At 64.1% G+C, this 12,619-nt stretch carries 10 protein-coding genes; 6 read left to right on the forward strand and 4 right to left on the reverse strand.

Annotation, left to right across the window (positions count from 1 at the left end; translation table 11 throughout):
- The 5 genes from AC07VL_RS25760 to AC07VL_RS25780 form a co-directional block, all read left to right on the forward strand.
- A partial coding sequence (locus tag AC07VL_RS25760) for a beta strand repeat-containing protein (protein ID WP_494808365.1) occupies positions 1-2,538 on the forward strand: 2,538 nt, incomplete at its 5' end.
- Complete coding sequence (locus tag AC07VL_RS25765; protein WP_494808426.1) at positions 2,510-3,259, forward strand: FecR family protein; 750 nt, start codon at positions 2,510-2,512, stop codon at positions 3,257-3,259. The genes AC07VL_RS25760 and AC07VL_RS25765, both read left to right, overlap by 29 nt.
- 106 nt (positions 3,260-3,365) lie before the next feature.
- A complete protein-coding gene (locus tag AC07VL_RS25770; protein ID WP_494808366.1) occupies positions 3,366-5,807 on the forward strand; it encodes a heavy metal translocating P-type ATPase in 2,442 nt (813 codons plus the stop codon).
- 1 nt (position 5,808) lies between these two features.
- Positions 5,809-6,228, forward strand: a complete 420-nt coding sequence (gene cueR / locus AC07VL_RS25775) for a Cu(I)-responsive transcriptional regulator (protein ID WP_494808367.1) — start codon at positions 5,809-5,811, stop codon at positions 6,226-6,228.
- 20 nt (positions 6,229-6,248) lie between these two features.
- Complete coding sequence (locus tag AC07VL_RS25780) at positions 6,249-6,977, forward strand: glutathione S-transferase (RefSeq protein WP_494808368.1); 729 nt, start codon at positions 6,249-6,251, stop codon at positions 6,975-6,977.
- A gap of 49 nt (positions 6,978-7,026) precedes the next feature.
- Here the strand turns inward: AC07VL_RS25780 and AC07VL_RS25785 are convergent, their stop codons facing one another.
- The 3 genes from AC07VL_RS25785 to yidD all read right to left on the reverse strand — a co-directional run bounded on the left by AC07VL_RS25785 (position 7,027) and on the right by yidD (position 9,021).
- Positions 7,027-7,227 carry a heavy-metal-associated domain-containing protein gene (locus AC07VL_RS25785; protein ID WP_494808369.1) on the reverse strand — a complete coding sequence of 67 codons (201 nt, stop codon included), beginning with the start codon at positions 7,225-7,227 and terminating at the stop codon, positions 7,027-7,029.
- An 83-nt stretch (positions 7,228-7,310) separates the two neighbouring features.
- Positions 7,311-8,252, reverse strand: coding sequence for a bestrophin family protein (locus tag AC07VL_RS25790; protein WP_494808370.1), 942 nt, complete (start codon positions 8,250-8,252; stop codon positions 7,311-7,313).
- Positions 8,253-8,520: 268 nt separating this feature from the next.
- Positions 8,521-9,021: a membrane protein insertion efficiency factor YidD gene (gene yidD / locus AC07VL_RS25795; RefSeq protein WP_494808427.1), complete on the reverse strand. Its 501-nt coding sequence runs from the start codon at positions 9,019-9,021 to the stop codon at positions 8,521-8,523.
- A 161-nt stretch (positions 9,022-9,182) separates the two neighbouring features.
- Here yidD and AC07VL_RS25800 point away from each other — a divergent pair, with 161 nt between their 5' ends.
- Positions 9,183-10,550 carry an NAD-dependent succinate-semialdehyde dehydrogenase gene (locus AC07VL_RS25800; protein ID WP_494808371.1) on the forward strand — a complete coding sequence of 456 codons (1,368 nt, stop codon included), beginning with the start codon at positions 9,183-9,185 and terminating at the stop codon, positions 10,548-10,550.
- A 150-nt stretch (positions 10,551-10,700) separates the two neighbouring features.
- On the opposite strand, the gene AC07VL_RS25805 is transcribed toward AC07VL_RS25800, so the two are convergent.
- Entirely contained in the window at positions 10,701-12,512 is a 1,812-nt protein-coding gene (locus AC07VL_RS25805; RefSeq protein ID WP_494808372.1) for a PhoH family protein, read from the reverse strand.
- Positions 12,513-12,619 lie beyond the last annotated feature (107 nt).

Raw genomic sequence — 12,619 nt, forward strand, 5'->3', positions numbered from 1 at the left:
CGGATCGCCGGCGATACGCTGACGGTGGCGGGCAACGCGGCGTTTGGCGACAAGAACGCGGGCGCTGGCAAGACCGTGACTGTATCGAATGTGGCGCTGGCTGGCCTCGATGCGGGCAACTACGTGCTGAGCGCGAATACCGGCAGCACGACGGCCGACATCGCGGCACGCACGCTGAATGTCAGCTTGAGCGGCATCAACAAGACTTATGACGGCACCGTTGCTGCCGGCGTGACGTTTGGCGACGACCGGATCGCCGGCGATACCCTGACGGTGGCGGGCAATGCGGCGTTTGGCGACAAGAATGCGGGCACGGGCAAGACCGTCAATGTATCGAATGTGGCGCTGGCTGGACTCGATGCGGGCAACTACGTGCTGAACGCGAATACCGGCAGCACCACGGCCGATATCGCCGCGCGCACGTTGAATGTCAGCTTGAGCGGCGTCAACAAGACCTATGACGGTACCGTTGCTGCCGGCGTGACGTTTGGCGACGACCGCATCGCCGGCGACACCCTGACGGTGGCGGGCAATGCAACGTTTGGCGACAAGAATGCGGGCACGGGCAAGACCGTCAATGTGTCGAATGTTGCGCTGGCTGGCCTCGATGCGGGCAACTACGTGCTGGGCGCGAATACCGGCAGCACCACCGCCGATATCGCCGCGCGGGCATTGCATCTGTCCGGCGTGGTCGGCAATAAGGTTTACGACGGCATGACGGGGGCGCAGGTGGTGCTGGGCGATGACCGCGTTGCCGGCGACAGCTTGACGGCCTCTGCCGTCGCCAATTTCTCTGACAAGAATGTGGGGACAGGCAAGGCCGTCAACCTGATTGGCGCCGCACTGGCGGGCGCCGATGCGGCGAATTACTTTATCGTCTTGCCGACGGGCTTGCTGGCCAGCATCACGCCAGCCAGCCTGACCCTGGGTGGCGTGAGTGCCGCCGGCAAGGTGTACGACGGCAGCACGAGCGCCACGGTCAGCGCGACGGCGACGGGCATCCTGGGACAGGATGTGGTCAGCGTGGTGGGCGGCAGCGGCAGCTTTGCCGACAAGAATGCCGGCGCCGGCAAGGTGGTGACGGCCAGCGGATTCCGCTTGGCGGGTGCCGACGCGGGCAACTACACGCTCGACACCACGGGCGGCACGGCGCAGGCAGCGATTACGCAGAAGCAAGTATCCACCTGGGTTGGCAGCGGCAGCGGCTTGTGGAGCGACGCGGCCAACTGGGATGGCGGCGTGGTACCGGAAGGCGCGAACGTGCTGGCCGTCGATTTTTCCAACAGCACGGGCGTCGTCACCTACAACGCGGCGGCAGGCAACACCATCCTGAAAAATATCAACTCGGCATCGGGCTTGTTGTTGACGGGGGGCAGCCTGACTCTGGGCGAAAGCGTGCTGGACCGTTCCGTGCTGAGCGGCCTGGCGGGCCTGGAAATCAGCGGCGGCAGCCTGCTGCTGAATGGCAGCCTGTCGTCCGGCCGCTACGCGCAAAACGGCGGTGTGCTGAGCGGTACGGGTAACTTGCTCGTGGCTAACAGCTTCAGCCAGGTGGCTGGCGCCATCCGCCTGGCGGGCCAGTTGTCCATCACGCAAGCGAGCGGCGATCTGCGCTTCGCCAGCCTGGCGGCGAACGAGGTGCGTTTGCATGCCCTGGCCGGCGCCATCGGCCAGGACGGCGCGCTGGTCGCCGGCAGCCTGACGGCGCAGGCGCAGAATGGCATCGTGCTGGGCAATGCGGGCAACCAGGTGGGGAGTTTTAGTGCCAGCAATAGCGCGGGCGGCGGCATCGTGCTGAACAATACCTCGGCGCCGGGTCAGTTGACCCTGGGCACGCTCGTTACGGGGGCAGGCAATATCGCCATCGACAACACGGGTGGTATCGCGGCTGGCGATATCAATGCGAATGGCGGCAATGTGACCTTGACGGCGCACAGCCCCGTCACCGTGGGCGGCAAGATCCAGGGCAACGCTATCGCGCTTAATGCCAGCACGGACGTGGTGCTGGGCGATGGCGCGCAGCTGGCTGCGGCACGCGACATCAGCCTGGTGGCGGGGGGCGATATCCGTCTCGAAGGCAATGCCAAGGTTCTCGGCGGCGGCAATTTCAGCGCCAGCGCGGGCGCCAACGTGCGCTTTGCGGACACGGCCAGCCTCGCCCTGCCGGCGGCGACCGGCATGAGCGTGCTGGCAAAAACGGGCAGCATCACGGGCGCACCGGGCGTGCGCATCAACCGCCAGCGCAGCGGCGTGACCCTGGTGGCGCCGAACGGCACGGTGAGCATGGCGGATGCCATTTTCCTGCCTGCCACGACCATCGATCCACCCGTCATCAATCCTGGCCTGAACACGGCCATCGATAATGCGCTGGGGATCATCAAGCAGGCGGACCGGTCCAATGACGTGGCCCCGCCAGTTTTGCTGGCGGACACGAAGGCCGATGACAAGAAGAAGGATGACAAGGATGTCACGGGCGCTACAGACAAACCAACAGGATACAAATTCGATGATGCCGCTAAAAAAATGTACTGCAATTAAGGCCTTGTTGTGGCTGGTCCTGACGTGCCTGGGTGCGCACGCTTGGGCCGGGCAAGTGGCGGGCACGGTCATGCAGCTGAGTGGCCCCCTGATGGCCAGGAAGGCCGATGGCAAGGTGAAAATCCTGGCCATCAAGTCCGAGGTCGAGCAGGGGGACACCTTGCTGACGGAAAAGGAGACCTATGCCTTGATCAAGCTCATCGACAATAGCGAAATCACCCTGAAGCCGAATACCAGTTTCGTGATCGAGCAATTCAGCTATGTGGCCGAACAGCCCGATGGCGATCACGCTATCTTCAGCCTGCTCAAGGGCGGCTTGCGCTCCGTGACGGGCTTGCTGGGCAAGCGCAACAAGGAGCGTTTCGAGATGAAGACGCCGGCCGCCACCATCGGCATTCGCGGCACCACCTTCATTGCCAGCGTCGTGCCGCCGGCCCCGCCAGGCGGGCCGTCCGTGCCGGCGGCTGCGCCGACGATGCTGCCGCCTGGGCTGTATGTGCAGGTGCTCGACGGCCTGATTCATGTGACCAATCCCGCCGGGTCGCAAAACTTTGCCGCCGGCCAGTTCGGTTTCACGCCCAGCTTCCGGCAGCCGCCTGTGGTCGTGCCCGTCAATCCCGGCCTCCAATTCGCGCCGCCGCCGGCGTTTTCGGTGCCGACGCCGCCATCGGGCGGGGGCGGCGGCAACAAGGCGGCTGCCATCGATTGTGTGGTGCGCTGATGATGTCAATCAGGTAAGCCCCGCACCTTGCAAATAGGGCTTGACCTTCCCATCATTGGATAGCCGATCCTGACTGCATTAGTTACTCTTTCGCACAGGATCTGCCATGAACCAGACCGCACTCGCTCCCGCCAATTCCAGTCCTCCCCCTGCCGCCGACCATGCGCAGGCGCTGGCCATCGAAGGCATGAGCTGCGCCTCCTGCGTGGGCCGCGTGGAAAAAGCCCTGGCCGCCGTGCCTGGCGTGACCGCTGCCAGCGTCAACCTGGCCACCGAGCTGGCCAGGGTCAGCTCGGCTACGCCGATTCCGCTGGCCACCTTGCAGGCGGCCGTGGAAAAGGCCGGCTACACGGTGGCGCAACGCGAACTCGACCTGGATATCGCCGGCATGACGTGCGCGTCCTGCGTGGGCCGGGTGGAAAAAGCCCTGCTGAAAGTGCCGGGCGTGCTCGCTGCCAGCGTCAACCTGGCCACGGAAAGCGCGCGCGTCAAGGTGACGGGGGAGGCCGATGCGGCTACCCTCATCGCCGCCATCGACAAGGCCGGCTATGAAGCAAAGGTACCGGCCGCCAGCCAGGCCAGCGCGCCCGCCGTGCAGCCCAACCGCGACGGCCTGAAAGTGGCGCTGGCCGCCATCCTCGCCTTCCCCCTGATGTTGCCCATGCTGCTCGAATGGGCCGGTCTCCATTTGATGCTGCCCGGCGCTCTGCAGTTCGCGCTGGCGACCCCCGTGCAATTCTATTTCGGCGCCCGCTTCTACAAGGCAGGCTGGAAGGCGGCGCGCGCCGGCAGCGGCAACATGGACCTGCTGGTGGCGCTGGGGACCAGTGCCGCGTATGGCTTGTCCGTCTACCAGTGGTTGACGGCGGGCGAGGTGCTGCCGCATCTGTATTTCGAGGCATCGGCCGTCGTCATCACCCTCGTGCTGCTGGGCAAATGGCTGGAAAGCCGCGCCAAGCGCCAGACGGCCTCGGCCATCCGTGCGCTGCAGGTGCTGCGTCCGGAATCGGCCCGGGTGCGCCGCGATGGCGTCGAGCTGGACTTGCCCGTGGAACAGGTGAAGGTGGGCGACCTGGTGGTGATCCGCCCTGGCGAGCGGGTGGCCGTCGATGGCGTCGTGGTGGAAGGCGCCAGCCAGATCAATGAGTCCCTGATCACGGGGGAAAGCTTGCCCGTCGATAAGCATCCGGGCGACAAGGTGACGGGCGGTGCCATCAATGCCGATGGTTTGTTGCTGGTACGCACGCAAGCCGTGGGCGGCGAGACGACCCTGTCGCGCATCATCCGCCTGGTGGAAGATGCGCAGGCGGCCAAGGCGCCCATCCAGCACCTGGTCGACAAGGTCAGCGCGATTTTCGTGCCCGTGGTGCTGGTGCTGGCGCTGCTGACCATGCTGGGCTGGTGGCTTGCCACGGGCGAGCTGGAGAACGCCATCATCAATGCCGTCGCCGTGCTGGTCATCGCCTGCCCTTGCGCGCTGGGCCTGGCCACGCCGACGGCCATCATGGCCGGCACGGGCGTGGCCGCCCGCTATGGCATTTTGATCAAGGATGCGGAAGCGCTGGAAGTGGCGCACGCCGTGACCACCGTCGTGTTCGACAAGACGGGCACCCTGACGGTGGGCAAGCCCGCCCTGGCGGCCCTGCATGCGCACGGCATCGCCGAAGCCCGGCTGTTGCAGCTGGCGGCCAGCATCCAGCGTGGCAGCGAGCACAGCCTGGCGACGGCCGTGCTCGACGCAGCTGGCGCGCGCCATATCGAGCCCTTGCCCGCTACGGCCCTGTCGGCCTTGCCGGGGCGTGGCCTGGCGGCCCATGTCGATGGCCTGGCGCTGAAGCTGGGCAGCACGCGGCTGATGCAGGAAGAGGGCGTGGACATGGCGCCCTTGGCGGCCCGGGCCCTGGCCCTGGAAAACACGGGCAACACGATTTCCTGGCTGGCTTCGGGCACACAGCTGCTGGGCCTGTTTGCCTTCAGCGACCAGGTCAAGCCGAACGCGCAAGCCGCGATTGCCCATCTGCACACCTTGGGCATCCGCACGGTGATGTTGACGGGCGACAACCAGGGTAGCGCCGACGCCGTCGGCAAGCTGCTGGGCATCGACACGGTGGTGGCGAAAATGCTGCCGGGTGATAAAACCGCTAAAATTGTCGCGCTGAAAGGCGAAGGCGCGAAAGTTGCCATGGTGGGCGACGGCATCAACGATGCGCCCGCGCTGGCGGCCGCCGACGTGGGCATCGCCATGTCGACGGGGACGGACGTGGCCATGCATGCGGCCGGCATTACCCTGATGCGCGGCGATCCGGCCCTGGTGGCGGACGCCATCGATATCTCGCGCCGCACCTACAGCAAGATACGGCAGAATCTGTTCTGGGCATTTATTTACAATATGATCGGCATACCGCTGGCCGCTTTCGGCTTGCTCAACCCCATGGTAGCGGGCGCGGCGATGGCCTTCAGTTCCGTCAGCGTGATCAGCAATGCCCTGCTGCTGCGCCGCTGGACAGCCAGCAGTGATGCAGCCAGTGCGCATACCAAGGAGTCATAGGATGAATATCGGACAGGCAGCCAGTGAAACGGGCGTGTCGGCAAAAATGATACGCTACTACGAAAGCATTTCCCTCTTAAAACCCAGCGCGCGCAGCGACGCGGGCTACCGCATCTACACGCCGAACGACTTGCATGCTTTGCGCTTCATCAAGCGCGGGCGGGGGCTGGGTTTTTCGCTGGAGCAGATCCGCGAATTGCTGTCGCTGTGGCAAAACGACCAGCGCGCCAGCGCGGACGTGAAGGGCATCGCCCTGGCGCATGTCGCCGAGCTCAACAAGCGCATCGCGGAACTGACGGAGATGCGCGATACCCTGGCCCACCTGGCACAATCGTGCCATGGCGACGACAAGCCCGATTGCCCCATCCTGCAAAGCCTGGGGCTGGCCAGTGAGCCGGACGCGAAAGCATGTTGCCATTGAGGTAAATCAAAGGAGCCGCCATGGCCTATGAACTGTACTACTGGCCCACGATCCAGGGGCGCGGCGAATTCATCCGCCTGGCCCTGGAAGAGGCGGGTGCCGAGTACCGCGATATCGCCCGTTTGCCCGACCGTAAGGGGCAGGGCATGCCGGCCATGCTGGCTTGCCTCGACGGCGACGGCACGCCGCACGCGGCGTACGCGCCGCCCGTGCTGCGCGATGGCGAGCTGTTGATCGGCCAGACGCCGAACATCCTGCTGTATCTGGGCCGCCGCCTGGGCCTGGCGCCGCGCGCGGAAAGCGGGCGCCTGTGGCTGAACCAGCTGCAGCTGACGATGGCCGACTGGCTGACGGAAGTGCACGACACCCACCATCCCCTGTCGATGAACCTGTATTACGCAGAGCAACAGCAGGCGGCCATGCTGCGCAGCGCGGATTTCCGCGCCACGCGCCTGCCCAAGTTCCTCGATTACTTCACGCAAGTCTTGCTGAGCAATCGCAGCCGCGGGCACTACCTGGTGGGCGCGAAACTCACGTATGGCGACCTGTCGCTGTTCCAGATGCTGGCGGGCCTGCGCTATGCGTTTCCGCAAGCCATGGCGCGCCTGGCGCCCCGATACCCCGCCTTGTGCGCGCTGCACGATGCCGTGGCCGCGCGGCCGAATATCGCCCGCTACCTGCGCTCGAAGCGCAGGATCGCCTTCAATGAGGAAGGCATCTTCCGCCACTACCCTGAACTGGACGGGTAAACAAAAACAGCCGGCGCAATGGCCGGCTGTCTGGTGGACGCTGCTGCGCTTACTGCGCGCTGGTGACGGGGTAGCCCGCTTCCACGATGGCGGCGCTGATGGCGCCCAGTGCGGCGGCCGATTCCACCTTGACGCTCTTGCTGGCCAGGTCGATCTGCACCTGGGCGGCGGGGTCGATGCCTTGCACCGCTTTCGTGACCGAGCCGACGCAATGGCCGCAGCTCATGTTTTCAACCTGTAACTGATACATGGCAAGCACTCCTTGAATGATTAAGTGCTTCCACTGTAATCCTTGCCCCGATGGGAAGGTCAAGCGGAAGCGTCACGGGCACGTCAATTGAGCATGAAATCGACGGCTTGTATGGGCGGTGGCACATTGTCGTCCTGCAAGGATTCGCGCAGATTGATCTCGATGGCGCGGCACATGGCCGACAGCGGCAAGTCGTTGGCGTCTTCGCCGAACGGCTCCTCGATCTCGTCGCCCAGCGCATCGAGGCCAAAGAAGGTATAGGCGACGATGGCGACGACGAAGGGCGTCATGAAACCGAGCGAATCGACGAGGCCGAAAGGCAGCAGGAAACAGTACAGATACGCCGTGCGGTGCAGCAGCAGCGAATACGAGAAGGGAATCGGCGTGCTGCGGATGCGTTCGCACGAAGCGCCCGCGCCTACCATGGCCGAGATCGTGTTATCGATCTGCGCTGCCAACATGCTGTCGATGCGGCCCTGCTGGACGCAGCTGGCCAGGTCATGGCCCATCTGCAGCATCAGGTAGTCGGACGGGTTGCCGGCCTTGCAGGCCGCTTCCCATTCTGCGGGGCGCAGCAGCGGCTGCAGGTCGGCCGCGCCGCGCGTGTCGCGCAGCTGGTGGCGCAGCGCATGGCAAAAGGCGATGGTGCGGTAAATCATGCGCACGCGCACATCGTCGAGGCCCAGCTTCGCGTGCGCCAGGGTGTCGCCGCGTATCATGGTCTGGCATTGGCGCGAGAAGTTGCGGCTGCGCAAAACGAGTTCGCCCCACAATTTGCGCGCTTCCCAGTAGCGGTCGTAGGCGGCCGTATTGCGGAAACCCAGGAAGATGGCCAGCGGCAGGCCGATCAGGGTAAACGGGATGGTGGTGAGGATGACCTTGTGGTCGAACAAGGTGCCATGGCACCACGTGACGAGTGTGGCCATCAGGGTATTGACGATGAGGGTAGTGCGGATGCGGGGCAGGACGGAGCCGCGCACCACCAGGAACAGCCGTAGCGCCGAAGGACGCTCGCGCACGATCATGATGTGCTCCCTGTCGGGTATCGGGCTGGCGATGGCTGCCGTGCCTTGTTCTTGTTATGGAAAAACCATTGCGTGGAATGGCAGAGTGGCAAGTGCCGGGAACAAAAAGCCCGCTGTGTACGCGGGCTGAGCTGGGTGTGCATGGGAAGCAGAGTAGGGGAGACGGCATGAGTATAGGCCGCCGTTCCGCTTCCGGCCAATTCACAGTGATAATGGGGATTATTCATTTTATGAATGAATATTTCATTTGTAAGTTAATGCATGAATTTCAGTTGCCGGGTTCCCGTCCCTGCCGGATTTTCCTGCGGTGTTCCTCTTGCTGCCGTTTCAATGCGGCACTGGCTGTGTAGTCGTTGCGGAACCACCCCGGATGCCTGTTGCGGCGCAGCCAGGTGCAGTCGGCCATGCTGGTGATGTCGGCGCAGTCGCAGGCGCAGTCGCCGCAATCGGTGACGGGCAGGTCGCAATGTCCCGCCTGTGCCCGGTAGCGCGCGCTGCGCCCCCTCGCATGCAGGGCCTGGTACTGGCGGTGCCGCTCGCTGCAGGCGCGCAGGCGGCGCTGCAACAAGGGCAGGCCCACGCGCAGCCCATGCCGCACGATCACGCGGTAGCCATAGGCGGAACAGCTGTCGCGTCCCGCGAGCACGCGGTAGGCGCAAGTAAAGCCTTTCCATGGTGACAGATAGCGCTGGTAAGCACGGATGCCCAGCAGCAGCGCGGCGGCGAGCGCAGTGGCGCATCGGGTCCTAGGCCTGGAAGTGATCGTTATCCCCTTATTTTACTAGATTGACAAGCATACTGCGCCCTATGCTGCAGAGCAACTGCTATGTCGCTCGCTATGTTCGTCCCCGAACTGTCGCCTTCCTTCCCGCTGGCCATACTGTCCAGCTACCCCATGTAATCCCGGGGCGCCACGACCAAGGAAATCAGATGAGCTATCAGACCACGAATCCCTACAGCGAACAGATCGAGCAGACTTTCACGCCACATAGCGATGCGCAGATGGAAACCATCCTGGCCACGGCGGCCACGACCTTTGAAAACGACTGGCGCCGGCGCAGCTTTGCCGGGCGCAAGGCCGTCGTGAAGCAGGCGGCGGCCCTGCTGAAGGAGCAGCGCGATGCCTTTGCCAAGCTGATCACCTTGGAAATGGGCAAGCTCTTCAAGGAAGCGCAGCAGGAAGTCTCGCTGTGCGTGAAGATACTCGATTACTACGCCGATAATGCCGAGCAATTCCTGGCGTCCAAGCAACTCGACGTCAAGCGCGGCGAGGCCGTAGTGGAAATCGCGCCGCTGGGCGTCATCTTCTGCGTCGAGCCGTGGAACTTCCCGTATTACCAACTGGCCAGGGTGGCGGGACCGAACCTGATGGCAGGCAATACCCTGGTGGTCAAGCATGCGTCCAACGTGCCCCAGTGCGCGCTGGCCTTTGAACAGCTGTTCCGCGACGCGGGGGCGCCGGCAGGCGCCTACACCAATGCCTTCTTTTCCAGCGAACAAGTGGCCACGGCCATTGCCGATGCCCGCGTGCAGGGCGTGGCGCTGACGGGCAGCGAGCGGGCTGGCGCCGCCGTGGCGGCCACGGCGGGCAAGGCCCTGAAAAAAACCACGATGGAACTGGGCGGCAGCGACGCCTTCATCGTGCTCGACGACGCCGACATGGACCTGGCCGTCAAGCTGGCCGTCATCGGCCGCATCCAGAACGCGGGTCAGGTGTGCGATGGCTCGAAACGCTTCATCGTGCTCGACAGCGTTGCCGACGTCTTCCTTGAGCGTTTCCAGGCGGAACTGGCGAAATTGCAGCCAGGCGACCCCATGGATGCCGAAACGACCCTGGCGCCCTTGTCCAGCCAGGCCGCGCTGGCGCTGGCCGTCAAGCAAATCGGCCAGGCCGTGGAAGGGGGCGCCAAGGTGCTGCTGGGCGGCCAGCGCATCGCGCGCCAGGGCTATTTCCTGCAGCCGACCATCCTGACGGACGTGGCGCCGTCCAATCCCGTGTATTACCAGGAATTCTTCGCTCCCGTCGCCATGATTTTCCGTGTCAAGGATGAGAACGAGGCGATCGCCCTGGCGAATGACTCGCCGTTCGGCCTGGGCGGCACCATCATCACGGCCGACGTGGCGCGCGGCAAGCGCCTGGCCAGCCAGATCGAGACGGGCATGGTCTTCATCAACTCGCCCGCCATCACGGCGCCGGACCTGCCGTTCGGCGGCGTGAAGCACTCGGGCTACGGCCGCGAACTGTCGGACCTGGGCATCATGGAATTCGTCAACCGCAAGCTGGTGCTGGTCGGCTGACGGGCGTGGCCGGATACAGCGGCCGGCCTGAAGGCGGGACGTGGCATTGAAACATGTCGCTAGGAAAACGTTAACATAAAAAAAGCCCCGACTGCATCGCTGCAGGCGGGGCTTTTCAATGTGGAGGCGGCTGGCGCCGCCCGGGAATGCTTACAGCACTTCGCTGGCGTGGTCGGCCAGGCGCGAACGTTCGCCGCGCGCCAGGGTGACGTGGCCGCTATGCGACCAGCCCTTGAAGCGGTCGACGACGTAGGTCAGGCCGCTGGAGCCTTCCGTCAGATACGGCGTGTCGATCTGTGCGATGTTGCCCAAGCACAGGATCTTCGTGCCGGGACCGGCGCGCGTGACGAGGGTCTTGACCTGTTTCGGCGTCAAGTTTTGCGCTTCATCAATGATGAGGAACTTGTTGACGAAGGTGCGGCCGCGCATGAAGTTGAGCGACTTGATCTTGATGCGCGAGCGGATCAGGTCTTGCGTTGCCGCGCGGCCCCATTCGCCGCCATCCGAGTCGGACTTGTTCAGCACTTCCAGGTTGTCGTCGAAGGCGCCCATCCATGGCGACATCTTTTCTTCTTCCGTGCCTGGCAGGAAACCGATGTCTTCGCCGACGGGCACCGTCACGCGGGTCACGATGATTTCATTGTAGAGCTTGGTTTCCAGCACTTGCGCCAGACCGGCGGCCAGGGCCAGCAGGGTCTTGCCGGTACCGGCTTGGCCCAGCAGGGTGACGAAATCGCATTCCGGATTCATCAGCAGGTTCAGGGCGAAGTTCTGCTCGCGGTTGCGCGCCGTCACGCCCCACACATTGTTCTTCGTGTGGCTGAAGTCGCGCAGGGTTTGCAGCACGGCCGTCTTGCCGTTGATCTGTTTTACCTGGCCATAGAATGGCGCTTCGCCGTTTTTCGGCTCCAGGTAGATGAACTGGTTCACCAGCATCAATGGCACGAACGGGCCCGTCACGCGGTAGAACGTGGAGCTGTAGCCGTTCTTGCTTTCCTGCCAGGATTCCATGTCCTTGCCGTGCTTGTTCCAGAAGTCGTCCGGCAGCTGCACGATGCCCGAGTACAGCAAGTCCGTGTCTTCCAGCACATGGTCATTGAAGTAATCTTCGGCAGGCAAGCCCAGGGCGCGCGCCTTGATGCGCATGTTGATGTCCTTCGACACCAGCACGACGGGGCGGCCATCCTGCTCCGCTTCCAGCGAACGCACGACGGCGAGGATCTGGTTGTCGGCCTTGCCGACTGGCAAACCTGCCGGCAGGTCGGCGCTTTGCAGGCGCGTCTGGAAGAACAGGCGGCCCTTGGCATCCTTGTTGCCCAGCTTGGACAGGGGAATGCCATGCTCGATGGCGTCGTCATCCGTGTTGCTGATGAGGGCGTCCAGGGTGCGCGACACCTGGCGGGCGTTGCGCGCCACTTCCGTCATGCCCTTCTTGTGGTTGTCCAGCTCTTCCAGCGTCATCATCGGCAGGTACACATCGTGTTCCTCGAAGCGGAACAGCGACGATGGGTCATGCATCAGCACGTTGGTGTCGAGCACGAACAGCTTCGACAGGCCGCGCTGGTCCGCGGCGCGGCTGACGGAGGACTTGAGCTGTACTTCGACGGCCTTGTGCTTGGCCGGATGCGGCTGCTCGGCTTGCTTGACGGACTTGATCGGCGTGACCTTGCCTTTCGCCGCCGGCTTGGCCTTGGCGGCAGGCGCCGGCGCGGCAACAGGTGCGGCAACCACGGGCGCCGGGGCGGGCGCCGGCTTGGCGACCATCAGGGCCGCCACTTGCTTGATCTTCGTGGCCGCATTGCGGACCGGCTTGGCAACTTCGGCGATCGCCGCTTCAATGACGGGGGTAGCCACTTTCTTGGCTGCCGGGGTTTTCGTGGCCGGGCGCGCTGCGCCTGCGGTTGGGTAGTCTTGGGTGGCCAGGATGGTGGCTGGCTTGCTCGGTAATTTTGGCAGTGGCATCAGGATCTCAATCAAAAAATTTCTGGAATGAATCGCCCATGGGCAGCCAGCTTCTGGCGGCACTTCTCATGGGGTGGATGCGGGGGAACAACAATGCTACAGGACGA

This window comes from Janthinobacterium sp. GW821-FHT03C08 (assembly GCF_059420905.1).